The organism is Iodobacter arcticus (genome assembly GCF_042664895.1).
Lineage (GTDB): Bacteria > Pseudomonadota > Gammaproteobacteria > Burkholderiales > Chitinibacteraceae > Iodobacter > Iodobacter arcticus.
This window is the reverse complement of record NZ_JBHTBQ010000033.1, coordinates 62,829-85,621: the sequence shown is the minus strand read 5'-3', so window position 1 is coordinate 85,621 and position 22,793 is coordinate 62,829. Positions and strand designations below refer to the sequence as shown.

At 49.4% G+C, this 22,793-nt stretch carries 19 protein-coding genes; 14 read left to right on the top strand and 5 right to left on the bottom strand.

Annotated elements, in window-relative coordinates; genetic code table 11:
- The 8 genes from ACFQNF_RS14515 to ACFQNF_RS14480 all read left to right on the top strand — a co-directional run bounded on the left by ACFQNF_RS14515 (position 1) and on the right by ACFQNF_RS14480 (position 6,765).
- Positions 1-651, top strand: a complete 651-nt coding sequence (locus ACFQNF_RS14515; protein WP_380188651.1) for an ABC transporter permease — start codon at positions 1-3, stop codon at positions 649-651.
- Positions 648-1,766 carry an ABC transporter ATP-binding protein gene (locus tag ACFQNF_RS14510; protein ID WP_380188650.1) on the top strand — a complete coding sequence of 373 codons (1,119 nt, stop codon included), beginning with the start codon at positions 648-650 and terminating at the stop codon, positions 1,764-1,766. Before ACFQNF_RS14515 ends, ACFQNF_RS14510 begins: the two co-directional genes overlap by 4 nt.
- A 150-nt stretch (positions 1,767-1,916) precedes the next feature.
- Positions 1,917-2,735 carry a siderophore-interacting protein gene (locus tag ACFQNF_RS14505; RefSeq protein WP_380188649.1) on the top strand — a complete coding sequence of 273 codons (819 nt, stop codon included), beginning with the start codon at positions 1,917-1,919 and terminating at the stop codon, positions 2,733-2,735.
- Between the two features lie 419 nt (positions 2,736-3,154).
- The gene (locus ACFQNF_RS14500; protein WP_046351320.1) at positions 3,155-3,367 is read left to right on the top strand and encodes a hypothetical protein; all 213 of its coding nucleotides are present in this window, start codon (positions 3,155-3,157) and stop codon (positions 3,365-3,367) included.
- Positions 3,368-3,505: 138 nt separating this feature from the next.
- A complete protein-coding gene (gene tsaB, locus ACFQNF_RS14495) occupies positions 3,506-4,186 on the top strand; it encodes a tRNA (adenosine(37)-N6)-threonylcarbamoyltransferase complex dimerization subunit type 1 TsaB (RefSeq protein ID WP_380188648.1) in 681 nt (226 codons plus the stop codon).
- Positions 4,187-4,188: 2 nt separating this feature from the next.
- Positions 4,189-4,629, top strand: a complete 441-nt coding sequence (rimI, locus tag ACFQNF_RS14490; protein WP_380188647.1) for a ribosomal protein S18-alanine N-acetyltransferase — start codon at positions 4,189-4,191, stop codon at positions 4,627-4,629.
- Positions 4,626-5,465 (top strand): uracil-DNA glycosylase, encoded by an 840-nt coding sequence (locus ACFQNF_RS14485; RefSeq protein WP_380188646.1) that lies wholly within the window; start codon positions 4,626-4,628, stop codon positions 5,463-5,465. The genes rimI and ACFQNF_RS14485 overlap by 4 nt, the downstream gene beginning before the upstream one ends.
- 97 nt (positions 5,466-5,562) lie before the next feature.
- A complete protein-coding gene (locus tag ACFQNF_RS14480) occupies positions 5,563-6,765 on the top strand; it encodes an EAL and HDOD domain-containing protein (RefSeq protein WP_380188645.1) in 1,203 nt (400 codons plus the stop codon).
- A gap of 119 nt (positions 6,766-6,884) precedes the next feature.
- On the opposite strand, the gene ACFQNF_RS14475 is transcribed toward ACFQNF_RS14480, so the two are convergent.
- Entirely contained in the window at positions 6,885-7,325 is a 441-nt protein-coding gene (locus ACFQNF_RS14475; protein WP_380188644.1) for a hypothetical protein, read from the bottom strand.
- Positions 7,326-7,710: 385 nt separating this feature from the next.
- Complete coding sequence (locus ACFQNF_RS14470) at positions 7,711-8,769, bottom strand: ABC transporter substrate-binding protein (RefSeq protein ID WP_380188643.1); 1,059 nt, start codon at positions 8,767-8,769, stop codon at positions 7,711-7,713.
- A gap of 205 nt (positions 8,770-8,974) precedes the next feature.
- On the opposite strand from ACFQNF_RS14470, the gene ACFQNF_RS14465 reads away from it, so the two are divergent.
- From ACFQNF_RS14465 to ACFQNF_RS14450, 4 genes are all read left to right on the top strand, one after another.
- A complete protein-coding gene (locus ACFQNF_RS14465) occupies positions 8,975-10,660 on the top strand; it encodes a glutamine--tRNA ligase/YqeY domain fusion protein (RefSeq protein ID WP_380188642.1) in 1,686 nt (561 codons plus the stop codon).
- The gene (locus ACFQNF_RS14460; protein ID WP_380188641.1) at positions 10,657-11,034 is read left to right on the top strand and encodes a hypothetical protein; all 378 of its coding nucleotides are present in this window, start codon (positions 10,657-10,659) and stop codon (positions 11,032-11,034) included. The genes ACFQNF_RS14465 and ACFQNF_RS14460 overlap by 4 nt, the downstream gene beginning before the upstream one ends.
- Positions 11,035-11,127: 93 nt before the next feature.
- Complete coding sequence (gene hemE, locus ACFQNF_RS14455) at positions 11,128-12,201, top strand: uroporphyrinogen decarboxylase (protein ID WP_380188640.1); 1,074 nt, start codon at positions 11,128-11,130, stop codon at positions 12,199-12,201.
- Between the two features lie 291 nt (positions 12,202-12,492).
- Positions 12,493-14,679: a primosomal protein N' gene (locus tag ACFQNF_RS14450; protein WP_380188639.1), complete on the top strand. Its 2,187-nt coding sequence runs from the start codon at positions 12,493-12,495 to the stop codon at positions 14,677-14,679.
- A 183-nt stretch (positions 14,680-14,862) separates the two neighbouring features.
- Here the strand turns inward: ACFQNF_RS14450 and rnk are convergent, their stop codons facing one another.
- The 3 genes from rnk to ACFQNF_RS14435 all read right to left on the bottom strand — a co-directional run bounded on the left by rnk (position 14,863) and on the right by ACFQNF_RS14435 (position 17,556).
- Entirely contained in the window at positions 14,863-15,246 is a 384-nt protein-coding gene (gene rnk, locus ACFQNF_RS14445; protein ID WP_380188638.1) for a nucleoside diphosphate kinase regulator, read from the bottom strand.
- A 148-nt stretch (positions 15,247-15,394) separates the two neighbouring features.
- Positions 15,395-15,895: a DUF934 domain-containing protein gene (locus ACFQNF_RS14440; RefSeq protein WP_380188637.1), complete on the bottom strand. Its 501-nt coding sequence runs from the start codon at positions 15,893-15,895 to the stop codon at positions 15,395-15,397.
- Positions 15,895-17,556 (bottom strand): nitrite/sulfite reductase, encoded by a 1,662-nt coding sequence (locus tag ACFQNF_RS14435; protein ID WP_380188636.1) that lies wholly within the window; start codon positions 17,554-17,556, stop codon positions 15,895-15,897. Before ACFQNF_RS14435 ends, ACFQNF_RS14440 begins: the two co-directional genes overlap by 1 nt.
- Before the next feature lie 432 nt (positions 17,557-17,988).
- Here ACFQNF_RS14435 and pepN point away from each other — a divergent pair, with 432 nt between their 5' ends.
- Together pepN and ACFQNF_RS14425 are read left to right on the top strand one after the other, a co-directional pair.
- Entirely contained in the window at positions 17,989-20,607 is a 2,619-nt protein-coding gene (gene pepN, locus ACFQNF_RS14430) for an aminopeptidase N (protein ID WP_380188635.1), read from the top strand.
- Between the two features lie 478 nt (positions 20,608-21,085).
- Entirely contained in the window at positions 21,086-22,720 is a 1,635-nt protein-coding gene (locus tag ACFQNF_RS14425) for a DUF2138 domain-containing protein (protein ID WP_380188634.1), read from the top strand.
- Positions 22,721-22,793 lie beyond the last annotated feature (73 nt).

Genomic DNA, 22,793 nt, shown 5'->3' with positions numbered 1-22,793 from the left:
ATGGAAACCATTCACTATATTTGGGAAAACAGCAGCTTTATTCTGGGATTAACCCGCGAACACATGATGCTGGTCTCTATTGCCGTGGGCTTTGCAATTTTGCTAGGCGTACCAATTGGCGTGCTGATTGTTCGGCTCCCCTCGCTTGCACCCTGGGTGCTGGGCCTTGCCACGGTTATTCTTACTACGCCATCAATTGCACTATTTGGCCTGATGATTCCGCTATTTTCAATGATCAACCAGGGCATCGGCTATGTGCCGGCGATCTCGGCGGTGTTTTTATATTCACTACTGCCGATTATTCGTAACACCCATACCGCCTTGCAACATATTGATCCGGGCGTGCGCGAATCGTGTAAGGGCCTTGGTATGAGTTTTTTCCAGCGACTTTGCTGGGTAGAGCTACCACTGGCTGTGCCGCTTATTTTTAGCGGCATCCGCACCGCCGTAGTCATGAATATCGGCGTGATGGCGATTGCCAGCACCATCGGTGCAGGTGGCCTTGGCCTGTTGATTTTGCATGGCATTAGTCAGAGTGATATCCGTCAACTCATCGCTGGCGCAGTGATGATCAGCCTGCTCGCCATCGTGATGGATCTTATCCTCAATCGTATTCAGCACTACCTCACTCCTAAAGGTATCCGCTCATGATTCAGCTAGAAAATCTCAGTAAGACATTTACCCAAAAAAATGGCCAAACCGTAACTGCGGTCAACAATGTTAATTTGCATGTTGAAGAAGGCAAAATCTGCGTCTTGCTCGGGCCATCAGGCTGCGGCAAAACCACCACACTTAAAATGGTGAACCGCCTCATTAACCCTAGCTCAGGCCGAATTCTGATTAACGGCCAAGACACCCAAGAAATGGATGTTGTGGCGCTGCGCCGCCAGATTGGCTATGTCATTCAGCAGATTGGTCTATTCCCAAATATGACCATCGAAGAAAATATCTGCATCGTGCCCCGCCTTTTAGGTTGGGATAAAAAGCGCAGCCGCGAGCGGGCCAGAGAGCTGATGGATATGGTGGCACTCGACCCCAATCGCTTTCTAAGCCGCTACCCGCGTGAAATGTCGGGTGGCCAACAGCAGCGCATTGGCGTAATCCGCGCACTGGCAGCAGATGCCCCCGTACTACTGATGGACGAGCCCTTCGGTGCGGTTGATCCGATCAATCGCGAATCAATTCAGAACGAGTTTTTGCTGATGCAGCGTAAGCTCAATAAAACCGTACTGATGGTCAGCCACGATATCGACGAAGCCATCAAATTAGGCGACGACATTGCCATCTTCAGGCAGGGGAAAATTGTGCAACACGCCACGCCTGATCAACTGCTCGCCGCCCCGGTGGACGATTTTGTGGGCTCTTTTGTAGGGCAGGATCGCACATTGAAACGCCTGCTACTGATTAATGCAGGCCAGGTCTGCGATGGTCAAACTACCTTGACGGCGCAACCTTCTACCGACTTAAAAGAAGCATTTAGCTTAATGGACGATAACGAGCAGCGCTTTCTGACCATTGTTGACGATAAAGCCACGCCACTGGGCTATGTTTCCCGCAGGGAAATCCGCAACGCCAGCGGCACTTGCCTTGATAAGCTCCATCCTTTTGAAGTCACCGCCCAGGCCAGCGACAATTTGCGCATCATTCTTTCCAAGCTTTATGAGCACAACCTCGTGTGGATGCCAATTGTGGATGATGAGAATAATTACCAAGGAGAAATCTCGCAAGACGATATCGCCCGCCATTTAAGTACGCCAGCGCTATAAAGAGAGCAGCCATCGCCATGCTGGCGATGGCAGTTTCAAGGACTCTTATTTCAGCAAGACAAGCGGCTAATGCGCCGACAACACAACTGGTAACCATTATCATTTATACTACGGTATCGTCATCAAGATGCCGCCAAAAAGTGAGCTGCCATGAGCCAAGAATCGCCCCCTAAACAAGCCCCGCGCAAGTTGCAAGTACTGCAAAGCGTGCAGCTTACTCCGCATTTGCAACGTCTTACTCTGGGAGGACCAGCGCTACAAGGGTTTCCCAGCCCAAGCAATGGCGCGCATATCAAGCTGCTATTACCACAAGAGGGCCAGGCACTCACCCTGCCTACTGTTGGCCCCAAAGGCTTAATCTGGCCCCCCGCGCAAGAGCGGCCTGTAGTGCGCACTTATACGGTTCGCCAATTTGATGCCGAGCAACAAAAATTAGTCGTTGATTTTGTGATTCACGAGGAATACGGCCCTGCTTCCTACTGGGCGCAGCATGCACAAATAGGCGACGATGTCGGTCTGGCAGGCCCCGGCGGCCCGGCTCGTTTTAATCCTGATGCAGATTACTTTTTATTAGCGGGTGATTTATCTGCCCTGCCAGCGCTCTGCACAGTGCTTGAAGCCTTGCCTGCAAACGCCGTTGGCACCGCTTTGATCGAGATCCCCACAGCAGAAGACCAGCAGCCCCTGCAACACCCGGCTGGGGTTAATATTGTATGGCTAATCAGCGCCACGCCTAGTGCTCTGCTACCACAAGCCGTTTTAGATCTGCCGTGGCCGGAAGGATTAGTCTCTGCCACCGTGGCCGGCGAAACAGAAGCCGTAGTGCAAATCCGAAAATATCTGCGTATTAATAAAAAACTCAATGTAAATCAGTGCTACGCCGTGCCTTACTGGAAATACCAGCTTAGCGAAGAGGCCTACCACGACGAGCGCCATCGCATTATGGATGAAGTACTGACACCGGCGTAAGCTATACTCCTTATAAATTTGTGACAAACCCTGTCACAGAGAGAAAAAATGAAGAAAGCAAAAAGTTGATTTACTATTTTTCTTCATACAGCCCGCCACCTTCATCAAATGGCGGGCTGCTCATTTATGCTTTAAAAACAAATTATTACAGAATAAAGACATAAAAAAATTCTGTAATTTGCACTTTTTTATCAAAAAATACAAAAAACCGTTGACAAGGCGCAAGAAGACAGCAACAATCACTCCACTAATTTGATTGAGCATAACCTTGTAAAGCGAATATCTTTATTCGCAATGTGTTTGTAGCAGTACTATCCAGCAAGCCTTCTCAGCTTTTCTGCAAGTTCTCCCCGAACCAGGTGCTCTTCTTTTGGTGCTTTGCTATCCAATGTTTGGATGGCCATTTACTAGGAGCCATCATGGCACAATTTGATTTTATCGTAGAAGCACGTCCCTCCACCCGCCACACAGGCATGGAAGGTTGGTACCAAATCGTCGTTTGTCACGGCAAGCAAAAAAAACCAGTCACCGACTGGCAAGCAGCACCCCAAGCACACGACAATAAGTTGCACAGCGTATTAAACAGCGCCGCAGCTTTAGCCAAACAACAGATCCAAGTGCAATTTCACTAAATCTGCAATGTAAGCTAAGTAGTTCACTCAAAAGCCCACGACAACGTGGGCTTTTTACATTTTGCGAAACCTATTCCCAAAACCTGCAATACCGGCTCGCATGGTAGAATCTTAGCTTAATTGTTCATCTGCCAGCCCATGCCCTATCTCGCGCTCGACACTTCTACCGAATATCTTTCACTCGCAATCAGCACCAGCAAGGGCATTGTTGCCCGTGATTGGCCTGCCGGGCAAAAACATGCCGAGATGATTCTTCCCTCCTTAGCGACGCTACTGGCAGAATGCCAGCTCAGCATGAAAGACATCGAAGGGGTCGCCTTTGGCAACGGCCCCGGCTCCTTTACTGGGCTGCGTATCGCGGCGGGGATCACACAAGGCTTAGCCTTTGCGCAAGATATCCCTGTATTGGGGATATCTACCTTAGCGGCGCTAGCTGAAGGCTGTCAGGCCAATCAGGTTTATGTATGTCTGGACGCCCGGATGAACCAAGTCTATTGCGCGGCCTATCGCAAGGAAGCGGGCGTGTGGCAAACCATTATCGAGCCCTGCCTGAGCGATCCAGACGCGATTCCCCTTCCGGATGGCAGTAACTGGCTAGGCGCAGGCAGCGGTTTTGCAGCGTATGGCGAGACACTCAAGCAGCGCCTCGGTACTCAGCTAAACGGTGCAAATGCAGCGCGCTTTCCACAGGCCAAAGATATCCTGACGCTGGCCCTGCCTGATTTTGCCGCTGGCAAAGGCATGCCCGCAGCAGAAGCTGAGCTGGTATATTTACGCAATAAAGTGGCACTCAAAACCCACGAGCGAATCAAGAAATGATAGTGCGCGAGTTAAATGCCAGCGATATTCCACAACTCATGGCACTGGATGCGGCCACCAATTCGCACCCCTGGGATATCAGCCACTGGCAGCATTCTTTAAAAGCCGATGTTTGCCTTGGCATTGATGGCGAAGCGGGCCTGAATGCCTTTGCTGTAGCGATGAAGATGGTTGATGAAGCCGAGCTACTCCTGATTGCCGTTGCGCCCGTATTACAAAGCAAAGGCCTTGGCCAGCGTATTTTTAGTGCGCTAAGCGAAAAGCTAGCCAACAACGGCGCGCAAAGCCTATTTTTAGAAGTGCGTGAATCCAATCACCAAGCAAGGCGTTTTTACGAATCAGCGGGCTTTGCCGAAACCGGCATCCGCCCTGCTTACTACCCAGCAGCCAGCGGCTCTGGCCGTGAAGATGCTTTAATTTTTGCACTGAGTATTTTTAAATGAACCGCCGGGCGCTGATACTGGATGAGCTGGGCCTTAGCCCGGTTTGGATACGCAAAGATATTCTGGCTGAGCTGCAAGCGGCTGAGCCCGCCCCCATCCCCCCAGCCAGCAATGCCGCCCCTGCGCCTCGTCCGCAAGGCTTTTCACCTGTGGTAGTAGCGGCACATCAAGCGCTTGCGCCATTAGTGAGCTCGCCTAAATTCACCCCGCCGCCCGTTATCGCTCCTGCTAATCAGCCGGTAGAAGACGAGCGATCGAAACACATCTCGATAATGAGCTGGGAAGAATTACGCAATGCAGTCAGCAGTTGTACCGCCTGTGCACTTTGCCAAAGCCGCCAGAAAAATAGCGAACAGCCTGTTTTTGGCACGGGACCAATGCAGCCAAATATTATGGTACTCGGTGAAGCACCGGATAGCGACGAAGAAGCTCAGCAAACCCCGTTTCTAGGGGAGGCCGGCAGACTGCTCGACAATATGCTGGCAGCCATCGGAGAAGAGCAGCAAGTTTACAAAGCCAATATTATAAAATGCCGCACGCCCAATAAACGCAACCCACAAGCCGCCGAAGTCCTGCAATGCGCGCCGTTTTTAAAGCGCCAGATAGAGCTACTCCAGCCCAAATCATTATTTGTAGTAGGCCGCTTCGCCCTAAAAACATTGCTGGAAACCGACGAGCCCGTCAGCGCACTACGTGAAAACCTACATCATTACAAGCAGATCCCGCTGATTGTCAGCTACAATCCCAGCTATCTGCTGCGTAACTTACCAGACAAATCTCGCGCATGGCACGATCTGCTGCGCCTTAAAGCCTCAATCAACAAGCACTCGCTTTAAACCGACTATCTTGTCTGGTGACAACAAAATAAACGTGAGCGCTTCAGTCTTAAAAATTAGCGGCTAGACTACAGTACTCACCTTCGCTCAGACCGCCATGCAAAACGCTTATCACCTAGGACGACAACCCATCCTAAACCGCCAGCAAGAACTGGTGGCTTACGAATTGCTATTCAGAAGCAGCAGTCAGCGTAACGAAGCCATCGTTCCCAATGATTTTCTGGCAACGCTAGATGTCATTCAGCACGCCTTCAGCACATTAGGTGCAAGTAGTGTATTAGGAGATAAACTCGGCTTTATTAATGTGAGCGCAGATTTATTAATGTCTGATGTCTTAGAATTATTACCCCCACAGCAAGTTGTATTAGAAATTCTGGAAACAGTCGACATTACCCCGGCGATTATTGAGCGCTGTCTTGCCCTAAAAAAGAAAGGCTTTAAATTAGCCCTGGACGACATTATTCATTTAGGCGACGCACAGCGTGCCATCTTGCCACACCTCTGTTTTGCCAAATTAGAAGTCATGGGCATGAGCAGCGCGCAAATGCGCAGATTAATCAGCGAGCTACGCGCCTATCCGCTGCAAATACTCGCCGAAAAAGTAGATAGCCCGGAGCAACATCAGCTTTGCATGAAGCTGGGGTTTGATTTATTTCAAGGTTATTACTTTGCCAAACCCACTATTTTATCCGGCAGCAAACCACAGCCTTCGCAAATGGCCTTATTACGCCTATTAGGGCTTATCAATTCCAATGCGGATAATAGCGATATTGAAACCGCATTTAAGCACTCGCCCGATCTCACCATTAATTTACTAAAGCTGGTTAATTCAGTCGGAGCAAGCTCCCCCAAAAAAATAGATAGCCTCTCTGCCGCCATCACCGTATTAGGCCGCCGTCAATTAGGTCGCTGGATTCATTTACTGGTTTATGTACAGCAATCGGGTAAAGCCATCAATAACAACCCCCTCGTACAAACAGCGGCTATTCGTGGCAAGCTCATGGAATTACTGGCACTAAAACAAAAGCCAAACAATCAAAATTTTGCCGATCAAGCTTTTATGGTGGGTATGTTTTCATTAATTGATGTTTTTTTTAATGCACCACTTCAGGATTTACTAGAGCCGCTCAATCTGAGCGACGATGTAAAAGACGCCCTCATGGGGAAAAGTAATTTACTGGGCAATTTACTCACCCAAGCCCTACTGACAGAAGACAACACCCCTGATACCAACACCAACCCGCCCTGCGATTTTGAAGCACTACTCAATGCCATGAGCTGGGCCAATGAATTAGGCTAGGCCAATTGATCCTGTTGCAGAATGGGTGCAAACCGCGGGCAATACTGCAAAGTACGCGACTTACACCCGCCCTGCGATCATTTGATATTTGCAAATACAGACAAGCCCAAAACAAACACCTAGCCTGATACGGTTAAGCGCTGACTTAGTCTGATCGCAGCATCGACACCTTCTTCCATATCGGGGACGGCATCAAATTGCACTACACAGTAGATTTTCCAGCCTTCCGCTCCACGCTTAACGTGATAGCAAGTGCCATACTGCCAAGGAGTCAGATCTAACCGCGTTACCGACCAGATCAGCTTGACGGTGGCAAAGTTGTCATCAATAAAGAGTACTTCTTCTATCTTGTAAGTTGCGCTGAGAAACCCTTGCTGCTCAAACCAACCTAGCAAAGCTGCTGTTGCAGGCAGCAATGAATCCATCGTCTCCCAAACGGTGCCCTGCCCTTGGTGAACAGTCATAAAGGGCAAAGCAAACATGGACGAGGTCGCGTTCGCATCCAAGGCTGAATAAGCCTCACCATATTGCTCAAAAAACGCTTCCAATCCTTGGTTCACCTTCATCACTCCATTCTCTCAATATTTCTTTGATTTATACATGGAGCTTTAAAGCAATACAACAAGTTGCTTATTCATTTTTGCTTTTATTTACTGGGGTTTTTCCGTAGGTAGTTGCAAAGAACGCGTTAAGCACTACCCCGCTGAAATTAAGCAAATGATTGTGTAGCTTGTTTAAGGCACAGCAAAAGATTTTAGTATAAAAATAACGTCTTTTTAAAAAATAAATTAAACATACTTGAATTATTAAAACAATTGCGGGGATATCTATTTAGCATTCAAACTATGAAATTATTTTTTTTGATTTGCTCAAACTAAAAAGCCACGGGCAGGTGATCAGCGTACCTACAAAAATCACCCACGCTGATGCACTCGTTTCTTAAAGTTAGCGTACTTTAATGCCCGTCCAGTAGCGGCTCAATAAGCGCCGCTCTTTGGCATCATACGCGCGTAATAAAGTCCACCTAGCAAAGTCCTGAGGCTTGGGATTGAGCACCGGATGCTGGCTAAGCTCTGGGTCTAAAAAGGGCACTGCGGTGCTGACAGGGCTGATGCCACCGCTGGCTTTTGATTGTGCCGCTGCCGTTTTTCCTTCCAGCAGGAAATCAATAAACTGATGGGCAAGATCCGGCCTTGGTGCGTCTTTCATGATGGTGACGGTATCCATCCACCATTCATTGCCTTCTTTTTGCGCGGTAAATTCTAAGTGAAATTTACGCTTGGTCTCTTTGACTTCACGGCGCGCCTGAAATAAATCTGAGCTATTGCCCATCGCCAGCCAGATATTGCCATTGGCAAGCTGGCGGCTATAGCTATCGTTATTAAATGCGGCCCAATAAGGCTTGGCTTTACGGATTACATCACTGGCGGCTGCTAAATCTTCTGCCTTACCAGAGTTGGGATCTTTCCCCAAATACATCAGCGCTGCGGCAAATAACTCGCGCGAGCTATCTAACACGGTGACTTTGTTTTTTATCTTTTTAAGCTGCTCCGGGTCAAAAATAGCGGCCCAACTGCTTGGGTCAACGCCTGCGGCTTTCAATTTTTCTGCGTTATAGCCCAGCAGGGTTACGCCAATCATAAAGGGCTGGTGATAGGCATTATTGCTGTCGTAGGGCACGCGTAAAAAAGCGGGCAGAATATCTTTGCTATGCGGAAGTTTGTTTTTATCAAGGGCGAGTAGCTTATTGGGGCCGATCAGCGCAGGCAGAACAAAGGTCGATGGAAATACCAGATCGTATCCCTTAGCGCCCGCAGCCAGTTTGGCAAGTAGCTCTTCATTATCACCATAATAACTTTGCTCAACACGGCATTGGCAGCGTGCTTCAAAGGCCTTGATGGTGCTGGCTGGCATGGAATTACTCCATACATAAATTGATAATTTATCCTCAGCATTCGCCCAAGATACATGAAGTAAAAAGCCTAAAAATAACCATTTCCACATAGTGTGTATTTCCTTTTTAGTGAGCTTGAATCACTCTGTTTAGCAAATAAAATAACGCTTTCTGGTCGCGCTATTTTAAAAAAGGCGCAAAGATATCACGCAAGTGCATATTGCCGCATTGCTGAAACATACTCCTAGACCCCAATTGGCACTCGGTTACGGTAGAATAGATGGTATCTAAGTATCTACAGAACCCTATTCAGACATGAGCAATGAAGCCCCGATTGTAAGCAATTTTATTCGTAGCACGATTGAAAGCGATCTTGCCAGCGGCAAGCATGCCCGCATTCAAACGCGTTTTCCGCCTGAGCCGAATGGCTATCTGCACGTTGGCCACGCTAAATCGATTTGTCTGAACTTTGGTGTTGCACAAGATTACCAAGGCCAGTGCAATTTGCGCATGGACGACACAAATCCTGAAAAAGAAAATGAAGAATTCGCGCAAGCCATTGCTAGTGATGTGAAATGGCTGGGTTTTGAATGGGCGGGCGAGATTCGCCATGCTGCCGATTACTTTGATCAGCTTTACGCCTATGCAGAAGAATTAATTCTGGCAGGCAAGGCCTTTGTTTGTGAGCTGAACGCCGAGCAAATGCGCGAATATCGTGGCAATTTTGAAGTGCCGGGTAAAAACAGCCCTTCCCGCGATCGTGCGATTGAAGAAAACCTGGATTTATTCCGTCGTATGAAAGCCGGTGAATTTGTCGATGGCAGTAAAACACTGCGTCTTAAAATTGATATGGCTGCGCCTAATTTGAATTTACGTGATCCGGTGATCTATCGCATTAAGCGCGCGCATCATATTCGTACTGGCGACAAATGGTGCATCTACCCGATGTATGACTACACCCATTGTATTTCTGATGCGCTGGAAGGCATTACGCACAGCCTGTGTACGCTCGAATTTGCCGATCACCGCCCGCTTTACGATTGGGTGCTAGACAATATCACCATCGATTGCCACCCACAGCAGATCGAATTCTCACGCCTTGAGCTGCTTTACACCATGACCTCCAAGCGTAAGCTGGCTGCGCTGGTGAACGAAGGCCTCGTGTCGGGCTGGGATGATCCACGTATGCCTACCGTGATCGGTATGCGCCGCCGTGGTTATACGCCAGAGGGGATTAAATTATTTGCCCAACGCGTGGGCGTATCTAAATCAGAAAACGTAGTGGATTTAAGTATTCTGGAAGGCGCAGTGCGCGAGCAATTAGAAAGCAGCTGCCCGCGGATCATGGCCGTGGTTCGTCCCTTGAAAGTGACGCTAACCAATTATGAAGAAGGCGTTACTGCTTCCCGCGCCGCACCGTACCATCCGCAGCACCCGGAATTTGGCGAGCGCAATGTACCGATCTCGCGCGAGATCTGGGTAGAGCAAGATGATTTCGCCGAAGTGCCGCCAGCAGGTTGGCAACGCCTGACCGTGGGTAGCGAAGTACGTTTGCGCTATTCCTATGTAATGAAATGCGATGAAGTCGTCAAAGACGCCACAGGTGATGTCATCGAGCTAAAATGCAGCTTAGATATGGCAACGCTGGGCCAAAACCCGGTTGGGCGTAAGGTAAAAGGCGTGATTCACTGGTTGTCAGCAGAGCACGCTGTGCCTGCCGAAGTGCGCCTCTATGATCGCCTGTTTACCGAAGCACGCCCTGATGCGGTGCGTGGTGCGGATGGCGAGTATGTAGATTTCCGCCAGTTTATTAATCCGGAATCACTGGAAGTGCTTACGGCCTATGTAGAAACCGTGGCGCGTGATTTAGCACCGGAAACACGCTATCAGTTTGAGCGGCTGGGTTATTTTGTGACCGATCGCAAAGACCACGTTGCCGGTGAAAAAATTGTGTTTAACCGCGCCGTTACCCTGAAAGACACCTGGAAGAGCGCCACATGAAAAAGTTACTAACACTGGTTTTACTGGCATGTAGCGGTGCTTTGTTTGCTGCAACACCTCCTGTGGTTTATCAGGGCGAAGCAGGTTTACATCCTGCACAAGTCGCTTTGGCTTATCTGAAAGACAAAATCAGCAACCCTGCTGGGCAGTTTGAATATCAGCGTTTAGATATTCAGCAGCGCTCGCAGGGCGAGGATTTTACTCACACTCAGATCAGTGTAGAAATTAAAGGCTTGATGGACGATAGCGTGGCGAATGAGCGTTATCGCCTGAAAATGGCTTTTGTTGATGCTGCGTGGGTGATTACGGCAGAGCAAAAAGATCATCGCTGCCGGCGTGGCTTGAAAGGCTATACCCAGAAGCTCTGCCGCTAAAAAAATGTGGCATTTCCGGGCAAAGCAGGCCTGTTCTTCAGCAATTCGCCCCGTACATGGGGCGTGTTGCTTTAAAAGGGAAGTGATTAATAAATGAGCCAATTACAAAACGATACTTTCTTGCGCGCGTTATGCCGTGAGCCTGTTGAATACACACCGGTCTGGCTGATGCGCCAAGCTGGGCGTTATTTGCCTGAATACTGCGCCACACGCAAAGTGGCAGGTTCTTTCTTGCAGCTTTGCAAAAATACCGAGCTCGCCACCGAAGTGACCTTACAACCGCTTGAGCGCTACCCTTTGGATGCCGCTATTTTATTCAGCGATATTCTGACTGTACCCGATGCAATGGGGCTGGGGCTGTATTTTAGCGAGGGTGAAGGCCCGAAGTTTGAGCGGCCACTCAGAGACGAGCGAGATATTCTAGCGCTGACCGTACCTGATGTAGGCACCGAGCTGCGTTATGTGACCGATGCTGTGTCATCGATTCGTAAGGCCTTAAATGGCCGTGTGCCCCTGATTGGTTTCTCGGGCAGCCCGTTTACTTTGGCCTGCTACATGATTGAAGGCCAAGGGTCTGCAACATTTAGCCGCGTAAAAACCATGCTCTACGATCGGCCCGACCTGTTGCACCATATCTTGGATGTGAATGCCCGCACGGTGATTGATTATCTGAATGCGCAAATTGAAGCAGGTGCACAGGCGGTGCAGATTTTTGATACTTGGGGCGGTGCTCTGGCCTATGGCAAGTATCAGGAATTCTCACTCAATTATATGAAGCAGGTGATTGCCGGCCTCAAGCGTGAGCACGACGGGCGCAAAGTGCCGGTGATTGTGTTTACCAAGGGCGGTGGCCTGTGGCTGGAAGATATCGCCGATAGCGGCTGCGATGCAGTAGGCTTAGATTGGACGGTTGATCTGGCCGATGCACGTCGCCGTATTGGCGATAAAGTGGCTTTGCAGGGTAATTTTGATCCGAATGCTTTGTTTGCCAATCCTGCCGCAATTGAATCTGAGGTGGATCGTTTATTAGCGAGCTTTGGCGAGGGTGAAGGGCATGTATTTAATCTGGGCCATGGCATTTCGCAATTCACCAACCCAGATCATGTCACCACTTTGGTGAATAGTGTACATAAACTGTCACGAAACTATCATCAAATTCACAAATAAAACAAGGGCTTATACTGAAATAACATTGGTTTTTTTTGATATAAGCCTAAGTTATACACATTACTCATGGTTATGAAGAGCGGGTTGTCAAGTGTTAAGGTAAAATTAATCCTAGGTTACTGATTTTTTTAAGTCATTGATTTTAAAGGGACTAATTTAAAGTTCAAAAAATAGGCAAGCTAAGCATAGCCCCGAATCTATTGGGGTTTGTGCACTTATCTTCAGTTAATCCACAAAGTTATCCACACAATCTGTGGGTAGTCTTGTTTTGCAGCCATTTGCAGGGCGTTTATGACCGGAGTATTAAAGAAATGTGTTTATGTTTCGGTGGCGCTCGATGTTCCGCTTACACGCCTTTTTGAATATAGCGTTACAGCAGAGCGCACGCCAGCTATTGGTGCTCGGGCGATTATTCCCTTTGGCCCGCGTCGTTTAGCAGGCGTCGTACTGGGAGTTGCCGCTGAAACGCAATTTGATAGCAGCAAAATCCGCTCAGTGATTGCTCTGCCTGATGATATGCCGCCCTTGCCAGAGGATGTACTGGCGCTGAGCCGCTTTTGTGCCGAGTATTATGGCCACCCCCTAGGCCAAGTCTTGGCCACCGCCCTACCCGTCGCTTTGCGCCAACCCAAGACCTTTGTGCCTCCTGAGCCAAGCGGCGTGTATCAAGCCAGCAATCTGGATGCGCTATTACAAAGCTTGTCTCCCCGTGCCTTTGCACAAAAGCAGCTTGCCTTGATGCTGGCCCAGCCTATGGCGCGTGCCGAGCTGGCAGCTATTTCGCCAAGCGCCAATAAATGGCTAAAAAACTGGATAGATGCAGGCTGGGTGGCTTTTACCGAAACACTGCCTGATGCGATTCCCTTGCCTGTTGGGGCGGCCGAGGCTAATGCAGAGCAAGCCGCAGCCATTGCCTTGATTGATGGTCAGCATGCCTCATTTGCCGCGTTTTTATTGTTTGGCATTACCGGTAGTGGCAAGACCGAAGTCTACTTGCAGACCATCGCCGCTTGCCTTGCCAGAGGGCAGCAAGCTTTAGTGTTGGTGCCCGAGATTAACCTTACCCCGCAGCTGGAAGCGCGATTTAGAGCGCGTTTCCCTAGTGCCCGCATTGTGGCGCTGCATAGTGGCTTAAGTGATAAAGAAAGGGTGCTGAACTGGCTGTCTGCCAGCCGTGGCGAGGCACATATTGTGCTCGGCACGCGTTTGGCCGTATTTACGCCGATGCCGCGCTTAGGAATGATGGTGGTGGACGAGGAACACGATGCCTCGTTTAAGCAGCAAGAAGGTCTGCGCTATTCGGCAAGGGACGCCGCCGTGTATCGAGCGCATCAGCGACAAGTGCCCATTGTGCTTGGCTCGGCCACACCTGCATTGGAAACTTGGCATAACGCCCGTCAAGGCCGCTATCGCTTAATCACCCTGCAACACCGCGCGGTAGGCGGTGCGATGCCTCCGCAAATCGAAATTATCCCCATGCACCGCGCCAAGGTGGTGGAAGGCCTGCATCAGGCCACTTTAAACATCATGCGTGATCATCTAGCGGCAGGCCAGCAGGTGCTGGTGTTTATTAACCGCCGTGGTTATGCGCCGGTACTCTCTTGCGGCGAATGCGGCTGGTTAGGCGAATGCAAGCGCTGCTCGGCCAAATTGGTGCTGCACTTAAAAGAGCGCCGTTTGCGTTGCCACCATTGTGGCTATGAGGAAGTGATTCCTACCGCTTGCCCGGATTGCGGCAATCAGGATATACGCCCGCTTGGCCAAGGTACACAACGAATTGAAGCCGCTTTAGAAACGCTGTTTCCTGACGCAAACATCTTACGCATCGATCGGGACAACACACGGCGCAAAGGCAGCTTGCAAGAAATGCTGCGCCAAGTAAGCGCGGGCGAGGCTAACTTGCTAGTCGGCACGCAAATGATGGCTAAGGGCCATGATTTCCCCTCGCTTAATTTAGTGGTGGTGTTAAACGCTGATGCAGGGCTGTTTAGCGTTGATTTTCGCGGTGAAGAGCGGATGTATGCCCAGCTTTTACAAGTAGCGGGCAGAGCCGGGCGCGCAGGTACGCAGGGCCGAGTGCTCATCCAAACTGGCTATCACGACCATCCCTTTTACGGCCAGTTGCTAGCGCAGGATTATGCGGCCTTTGCCGATGCGCAGCTGGACGAGCGTCGCAGCATGCAGCTGCCGCCGTTTGCGGCTTATGCGCTCTTACGTGCCGAGGCCGAAGATGGCGCACTGGCGAAAGCGTTTTTACAGCAATTACAAGCCGTGCTCACCGATGCGGCAGGTGTGCAGATGTTTGATCCGATTGCCGCCACCATGCAACGTAAAGCGGGCATGGAGCGCTGGCAGCTACTGGTAATGAGTGACACGCGCCATCCTCTGGTCAACGCACTAAAACGAATCGCTCCGCTACTGGAAGCACGTAATAATAAAGTGCGCTGTATTCTGGACGTGGATCCGATTGAAATGTAATTGCTATTAATATGTCGGGCATTTGCAGCTAAATGCCTGCGATATTTGCGCTTAAACGGGCAAGATTAAAGCAAGTGGGTTTAACACATTCAATAAAAAAGGCTGAGCCTGTGCAATACAGAACTCAGCCCCTAGCAGGCTTGCTTAATGAGATCAGTTCAATCAAAAAGCAGTATTTTTATATTATTTGCTTACGCTTAATATTTTAACCTTTACTTCTTTACCGCCCGGCGCAGGCCAATCAATACTTTGCCCCACCGATAAGCCTAATAAAGCACTTCCCACAGGGGCGGTAACAGAAACCTTACCTGCTGCACCGTCTATTTCATGCGGGAAACACAGCGTTAGCTCAAACTCTTTATCACCCGGCGTCATTAAAAAACGTGCCGTAGAATGCATAGACACCACATCATCAGGCATATCGGCCTGCTCCAGCACTGTGGCCCGGCCCAATTCTGCCTCTAATGCATCCGCATCCGGAAAAGCATCTGCAGGCAATTTATCCAGCAAAGCATAAAGACGATCACTATCTAAAGTGGATACGGTAATCGGTGGCAATGCGCTCATTATTTATTCTCCAAACCCGCCAGCAAAGGCAATCATATTTAACAATGGTAATTAGATGCACTAAATAGAAACTAGTTCCCCGATAAACGATCAGGCAAAAAAATCCCCATCGCGTGATGAGGATTTTTAAAATAGGCAAGTTGCTAAGTTAAGCGCGGCGTCTGAATAATGGCTGTTGCTGATCCAAGCCTGTTTGATAAACTTCAGGGAAATCATTCAATCCCAATAAAGCGTCTTCCAAGTTTTTATCGTTATTCACCACAAAAGCATTAAAACCACAGCGTTTTAAATAGCCCATCGTATCTTTAAATACATCCCCAAACGCACGTAATTCGCCCACAAAACCAAAGCGCTCGCGTAATACGCGGCCAATTGAAAAACCACGGCCATCGGTAAAAGCCGGGAATTCCACGGCAATCAGCGCAAGGCTGGCAGCCTCTGCACCCAAGCTTTCCGGCTCATCATCAGGCGCAAACCACACACCAAAATCGCCACGACTGATCAATGCTGATTTTTGTGCCAAATACTGTGCCAAGGGCACAATCACTAAGCCACTGGCTGGCAACGCAGCAAAGCTGCCATCGTCACTAAGGCGTAGCAGCTGAGCATCGCATTCCACAATTGCTGCATCTTTAATCATGCGCGCCATTATGCCGTCTCCTTCGCATAAACACGGGTCTTAAAGGGCAGCATACCAATGCGATCAAACACATCAATAAAGCGCTCTTCACCCAAGCGATTTTCTACAAATACGGCCATGATTTTTTCGATGACATCCGGCATTTGTTCCTGAGCAAAAGAAGGCCCAACCACTTTGGCTAAAGTCGCCCCATTCCCCTGACGCCCGCCCAAAGACACCTGATACCATTCGGAGCCATTTTTATCGACCCCTAAAACACCGATATTACCGACGTGGTGGTGACCACAGGCGTTCATACAGCCCGACATATTTAAATCAATTTCGCCTAGATCATGTAAATAATCTAAATCATCAAAGCGCGCTTGAATCGCAATCGCAATCGGGATTGATTTGGCATTAGCAAGCGAGCAGAAATCGCCACCGGGACAGCAAATCACATCGGTCATTAAGCCAATATTAGGCGTAGCAAAACCAATTACCTTGGCTTTTTCCCATAATTCAAACAAATCAGCTTGTTTTACATCAGCCAGAATCAAATTCTGCTCGTGCGAGACGCGTAATTCTCCGAAAGAATAAGCATCGGCCAAATCGGCCACAGCAGCCAATTGATCGCTAGACGCATCCCCCGGTGCAACGCCATGCTTTTTAAGGCTTAAAGTAACGGCGGCATAGCCTGCTTGCTTATGCTTAAACACATTACGTTCTACCCAGCGGGCAAATGCTTTGCTATCTAATTGCTGCTGAACAAAGCCCGCATCGTCCCCTGTAAAAGCGGTGTAATCCGGCACGGTAAAGAAGCCTTTCATTCTATCGATTTCGGCAGCGGTTAAAGTTTGTGGGCCGTCTTTTAAAAATGCCCATTCTGTTTCAACTTTGCTGGCGAATACTTCGGGCGTCATGGCTTTAACCAGAATTTTAATTCGCGCTTTATACTTATTATCACGACGGCCATAGCGGTTATACACACGCAATACCGCATCTAAATAAGTCAGCAAATGAATGCTAGGTAAAAACTCACGAATCACGCTGCCAATAATCGGCGTGCGGCCCAAGCCCCCACCCACAATCACTTTAAAGCCAATTTCCCCGGCTTCGTTTTGCACCACATTTAAACCAATATCATGCACCCAAATCGCAGCGCGATCTTCTACTGCGCCATTGACTGCAATTTTAAATTTACGCGGCAAATGGGCGAATTCAGGATGGAAAGTCGACCATTGACGAATAATCTCGCACCAAGGGCGCGGATCAAGTAATTCATCGTGCGCCACACCCGCAAACTGATCTGAGGTGGTATTGCGAATACAGTTGCCCGAGGTTTGAATAGCGTGCATTTGCACGGTGGCTAATTCAGCCAGAATATCAGGCACATCTTCTAATTTGGGCCAGTTATATTGCAAATTTTGGCGGGTAGTAAAGTGTGCATAATCTTTATCATATTTACGCGCAATTTCTGCCAATTTGCGTAATTGGATGCTAGTCAGATGCCCATAGGGAATCGCCACGCGCAGCATAGGGGCATGGCGCTGGATATAAAGGCCGTTTTGCAAACGCAGTGGGCGGAATTCTTCATCGCTCAGCTCACCCGCTAAAAAGCGGCGAGTTTGATCACGGTACTGAACCACACGCTGGTCTACGATGCGTTGGTCGTAGTCGTCGTAGATATACATCTGAACCATCCAAAAAAGAGATCGGGCTATGTATTAAATGCCGCAATAAAAAAGGCAGAAAATCTCACTACTTGCAGAGATTGTCTACCCGAGAGCGCTCAGCATTTAAGCCTATTTATGCCTCAGACTATACCAGCGGCACTTTACAAACCAAATGACTATTTTTGAATAAGGTTAGGCTGCAATCGGCATATGCCCGCTTGCCTTCTGGAGTAAGAGACGGCTCCGTAAATAAATTACCCATAAGCCCGGTTTAAAGCAGCTCGTATAATGCGCTGCAAAAATCATCAGCAAAACAATGCACTGGGCATTATTTACCTTGCTCTCTTCTGGCACAGGCTAATCGTATAGGATAACCACGATGGTGATTTGTTTACACGGCTCTTGCACGAAGAGTATCCTCGCATTTCAATCGAACTTTGAATCCACAGCATGACACTCCAAAGCACCCCAATTAATCGCCTCGATTACACTCCTCCGGCCTTTTTAATCGACCGAGTGGATCTTACTTTCGAACTGATCGAGAGCCAGACCCGGGTTCAATCCCGCTTGGTACTCAAACGCAACCCTGAGGCCGCTCCCCAATTACCACTGGAGCTGGCAGGCGAAGAGCTGACACTTGAATCGATCAAGTTAGACGGCGCGCCACTCAAGGCCGATGCTTATACGGTTTCTGCCAAAGGCTTAATCATCGCGGCGATGCCCGACGAAGCCATATTAGAAATCGTGACCCTGATTAACCCGCTCACCAACACCAGCTTAAATGGGCTGTATGTTTCGAGCGGTAATTTTATTACTCAGTGCGAGGCAGAAGGCTTTCGCAAGATTACTTATTACTTAGATCGCCCTGATGTGATGGCTAAATTTACCACCACCATCATTGCCGATAAAACGCGTTACCCGGTACTGCTCTCTAACGGCAATCGCGTCGATAGCGGCCAGATGGATAAAAACCGCCACTGGGTAAAATGGGTCGATCCGTTTAAAAAGCCGGCTTATCTCTTTGCTCTTGTAGCCGGTAAATTAGTCATGCTGGCCGATCAGCACACCACGCCAAGTGGCCGCCAGGTTGCGCTGGAAATTTTTGTAGAGCCTGGCAATCTAGATAAATGTCATCACGCCATGGCCGCCATTAAAAAATCCATGCGCTGGGATGAAGAGCGCTTTGGTCTGGAATACGATTTAGATTCCTACATGATCGTTGCCACCAGCGATTTCAATATGGGCGCGATGGAAAACAAAGGCTTAAATATTTTCAACACCAAATACGTGTTGGCCAAGCCTGAAACCGCCACCGACGTTGATTTTGACGGCATCGACGCCGTGGTTGCGCACGAATACTTTCATAACTGGACCGGTAATCGTGTGACCTGCCGCGATTGGTTCCAACTCAGCCTAAAAGAAGGGCTCACCGTTTATCGCGATCAGGAATTCTCCAGCGATATTGGCAGCCGCTCGGTTGAGCGTATTAATAATGTAAAAGCACTACGCGAAATGCAATTTGCCGAAGATGCGGGCCCACAAGCGCACTCGGTACGCCCAGAAGCTTACTCAGAAATTAACAATTTCTACACCATGACCATTTACGAGAAAGGCTCGGAAGTGGTGCGCATGTATGCCACCCTCTTGGGCAAAGAGGGCTTTCGTAAGGGGATGGATCTCTACTTTAAGCGCCACGATGGTCAGGCGGTTACATGTGATGATTTCCGTGCCGCCATGAGTGATGCAAATGGTGTTGATCTTACTCAGTTTGAAGAGTGGTATAAGCAGGCAGGCACGCCAGAATTAGCCATCACCAGCCAATATGACGCCACAGCCAAAACCTACACCCTGCATATCAAACAAAGCTGCCCTGCCACGCCGGGCCAAGCCGAAAAACGCCCTTTCCATATTCCACTGGCGCTGGGCCTATTGGATAAGCACGGCAAAGACTTGCCACTGCAATTGCTAGGTGAATCAAACGCACAGGGCACAACACGCGTACTGGAGCTCACTGCCGCCAGCCACCGCTTTAGCTTTGTTAATATTGACGAAGCGCCAACGCCATCCTTGCTGCGTGATTTTTCTGCGCCAGTGAAGCTCAGCTACGCTTACCGCGATGAAGAGCTGGTGTTTCTGATGGCTAACGACAGCGATGCCTTTAATCGCTGGGAAGCCGCCAATACCTTTGCAAAAAACCTGCTGCTCTCGCTTTACGCCAGCAACGATGGACAGCAACTCGCGCCTACCAGCTTTATCAATGCGCTGCGTAAAGTATTAAGCGAAAAGCTCGATCCTTCCCTGATTGCGCTGATGCTGGATCTGCCGCGTGAAAACTATCTGCTAGAGCAAATCGATAGCGTCAACCCTGCGCAATTGCATCTGGTGCATCGCAGTGTCAAAGCACAAATCGCCCGCGAATTACGCGCCGAGCTGCTAGCAACTTACAACAAGCTCAACGATGGTAGCACCTACCGGTACGAAGACGCGGGTAAACGCAGCCTGAAAAATATCTGTCTGGATTACTTAGCCGAGCTGGATGAGCCCTTAGTTACCGAGCTATTAAGTAAGCAATATCGCCTTTCCGACAATATGACCGACCGCCTTGCCGCGCTCAAAGCACTGGTCAACCGTGATGGCGGCGAGGCCCAGCTGGCAGATTTTGCGGTGCAATGGCACGACGACGCGCTGGTGATGGATAAATGGTTTGCCCTGCAATCCACCAGCCGCCGCCCAGGCGCACTGAGCCGTGTGCAAGCGCTGATGGATCATCCGGCATTTTCAATTAAAAACCCGAATAAAGTACGCGCGCTGATTATGGGTTTCTGCCTGCAAAATGCACCGCATTTCCACGCAGCAGATGGCTATGGCTATGCTTTTGCCGCAGATCGGATTATCGAACTCGACAAGATCAACCCACAAGTCGCAGCCCGCCTCGCATCCAGCTTTAACCGCTGGAAAAAAATGGAGCCACAACGCAGACAAATGATGCAAGACGAGCTGCAACGCATTGCCCAGCAAAGCGATTTATCCAGCGATTTGGCGGAGATTGTAAATAAAGCGCTGAGCTGATTTACGAAGCATATACGACATAGCAAAACCCAAACCTTGAACCACAGAGGAAAGGGAAAACAGTTTCACGGAGAAAAACTGAACTTAAGGTATGTCGTACGGTGCAGTATTAATTGCTATGTAATATCAGTATCTAAGTGAATTATCTGTAAACACAAAATACCTTTAGCTACGTCTAAAGGTATTTTTTTTGCTTAAAAACGACTCAAAAACCCTGACACAGATATTTCACCCTATAATGCTTAGCCACCCAATAGCTTACAATAAAAAACAACATTTAATCGGCGGAAATCCCACCCCAAAATAAAATCCAAATCTTGAAACACTTCGGCCCCAGAAAACATAAAGTTGCACGAAGAAAGCCTTGTATAGATATGTTTTTCTCCGTGGCCCTCCGTGCTCTCCCTTTCCTCTGTGGTTCAAGGGTGGGTTTTACATAACTTCCACTAACGCGTACTAGCAAACATCCAGCGAAAAGATGATGAAAAAAATCTCCTTAAAATGGATATTGGCACTCACCCTTGGCAGCGTCACCGCGCTTGGGGCTTACTGGTTTTTCAAGCCGGGCACGGAAATCCCGCCCAAGCTGGATACGCCGATTATTGCACTGGCCGCTGGCTTAGCCGCGCCTGACGTTGTGCTGGCGACCCCTAATTTGGCACTGCTGCCTGCCGCGCTGATGCACGTACCACTATTTAAAAAGGTGCTCACCGAAGATGCGGTGGATTATTACGAGCATCATCCGGACAAACTAGGCCTAGAAGGCTCGCTCAGGCGGATTGCTTTTGAGCACGAGCTGAATCTGCAAGACCATTTTATGAATGCGCTACTGTCTGAGCCTGCCGAAATGGCGATGTGGAAAAGCGACGATGGCCGCCCAGGGCATTGGGTGCTGCGCATCACAAAAAACAATTTCGCCAGCCTGCTGCAATGGGTGGCTAAGGCTTCATTAAGCGACAGCCAGCTTAGCGTGGATGGCAACATCGCCAAAGTGCCATTGTATAAATTGCAATATGGTAATGACGAAGCACTTTGGTTTTTTAGCCAGAACAATAAGCTGGTTGTGCTTTCAGATAAAAGCTGGCTGGAAGGCAAACAGGCTGCGGCATGGACTAAAATTTTAAGCGGCCTGCTTGATGACAAGGCCAATCCTTTACTCCAGCATTACGGCGTGCAAGCGGCCAGCAGCGGCCATACTGTGGTGGCCAATATGCGCTACCTTTCATTTGGCTATCAAAGCCTCTTTGCCAATGTAAAAGCATTACGCATGGATGTCAGCAAGGAAAACGGCTGGTTCAGCCATGTACTGCTTCATCAGCAAACCCAATGGGATGGCATGGCGCTCTGGCAATCTGCCCCCGATGGCGCTGCGCTCTGTCTATCCGCCCCCGTGGATTGGAAAACACTGAAACCTGTGAGCAAAAAAGCCAATATACCCACCGAATGGCTGGCACAACTGGAACCTGCCGCAGGCGTGTGCTGGTATCCGGATTCATCGCTCTATACCCCGCTGCTACTGGCACAAACCCGCGAGCCAAAGCAGTTTGCCAAGCACGCCCCCAAGCTATTTGACTGGCTGATTGGGGCAAGTGAAGCAGGCTTACGGGATGAAGAAGCATCGCGCCTGCCGATGAGAAAAAGTAAAAAAGACGGCAGCCTGCTCTTGCAGCGCGCGGTCAGCGCCGACGATGGCAACCTGAGTAAAGACGCCAAAGACGCAGCGCCCAATGTTGATAAGCTCACGCTGGCCCGCTATTTTGACGTCAGCATGGCGCAATCCGGATCATCCATCGTGTTCTCGCCAGACAGCAAACTCGTCAGCACCGCCATGGCCGTACAGCAAAAACGCTACGCCGCACTGGCAGACCGGATGGAAGGCCCAAAACAAGGCTATATCGCCCCGGAAGCGCTCTCCAAACTACTGACCACCGCCACCCTGTCCACGCTGCCAGGCAAAGCACAGCCCTTACTACAAAACGCCGCCGTAACGTATCTAATCCCACACATCACCGCGATAGGCGAGTTCACCAATACAGGACTGCAACTCAGCCCCAGCACAGATCAGCGCAAAGATCAGCACTGGGAGAGGCTGGAGTGGAAGAATCCGAAGTGATTGGCTGGGTTAACAACAAACCCAAATCTTGAAACACGGAGGGCACGGAGAACGCGGAGTTTCACGGAGAAAA

Bases quoted from the DNA above. Each gene is read 5' to 3' on its own strand.
- ACFQNF_RS14515 (WP_380188651.1), top strand. From the start codon at position 1: ATGGAAACCATTCACTATATTTGGGAAAACAGCAGCTTTATTCTGGGA.
- ACFQNF_RS14510 (WP_380188650.1), top strand. From the start codon at position 648: ATGATTCAGCTAGAAAATCTCAGTAAGACATTTACCCAAAAAAATGGC.
- ACFQNF_RS14505 (WP_380188649.1), top strand. From the start codon at position 1,917: ATGAGCCAAGAATCGCCCCCTAAACAAGCCCCGCGCAAGTTGCAAGTA.
- ACFQNF_RS14500 (WP_046351320.1), top strand. From the start codon at position 3,155: ATGGCACAATTTGATTTTATCGTAGAAGCACGTCCCTCCACCCGCCAC.
- tsaB (WP_380188648.1), top strand. From the start codon at position 3,506: ATGCCCTATCTCGCGCTCGACACTTCTACCGAATATCTTTCACTCGCA.
- ACFQNF_RS14485 (WP_380188646.1), top strand. From the start codon at position 4,626: ATGAACCGCCGGGCGCTGATACTGGATGAGCTGGGCCTTAGCCCGGTT.
- ACFQNF_RS14480 (WP_380188645.1), top strand. From the start codon at position 5,563: ATGCAAAACGCTTATCACCTAGGACGACAACCCATCCTAAACCGCCAG.
- ACFQNF_RS14470 (WP_380188643.1), bottom strand. From the start codon at position 8,769: ATGTGGAAATGGTTATTTTTAGGCTTTTTACTTCATGTATCTTGGGCG.
- ACFQNF_RS14465 (WP_380188642.1), top strand. From the start codon at position 8,975: ATGAGCAATGAAGCCCCGATTGTAAGCAATTTTATTCGTAGCACGATT.
- ACFQNF_RS14460 (WP_380188641.1), top strand. From the start codon at position 10,657: ATGAAAAAGTTACTAACACTGGTTTTACTGGCATGTAGCGGTGCTTTG.
- hemE (WP_380188640.1), top strand. From the start codon at position 11,128: ATGAGCCAATTACAAAACGATACTTTCTTGCGCGCGTTATGCCGTGAG.
- ACFQNF_RS14450 (WP_380188639.1), top strand. From the start codon at position 12,493: ATGACCGGAGTATTAAAGAAATGTGTTTATGTTTCGGTGGCGCTCGAT.
- rnk (WP_380188638.1), bottom strand. From the start codon at position 15,246: ATGAGCGCATTGCCACCGATTACCGTATCCACTTTAGATAGTGATCGT.
- ACFQNF_RS14440 (WP_380188637.1), bottom strand. From the start codon at position 15,895: ATGGCGCGCATGATTAAAGATGCAGCAATTGTGGAATGCGATGCTCAG.
- ACFQNF_RS14435 (WP_380188636.1), bottom strand. From the start codon at position 17,556: ATGTATATCTACGACGACTACGACCAACGCATCGTAGACCAGCGTGTG.
- pepN (WP_380188635.1), top strand. From the start codon at position 17,989: ATGACACTCCAAAGCACCCCAATTAATCGCCTCGATTACACTCCTCCG.
- ACFQNF_RS14425 (WP_380188634.1), top strand. From the start codon at position 21,086: ATGATGAAAAAAATCTCCTTAAAATGGATATTGGCACTCACCCTTGGC.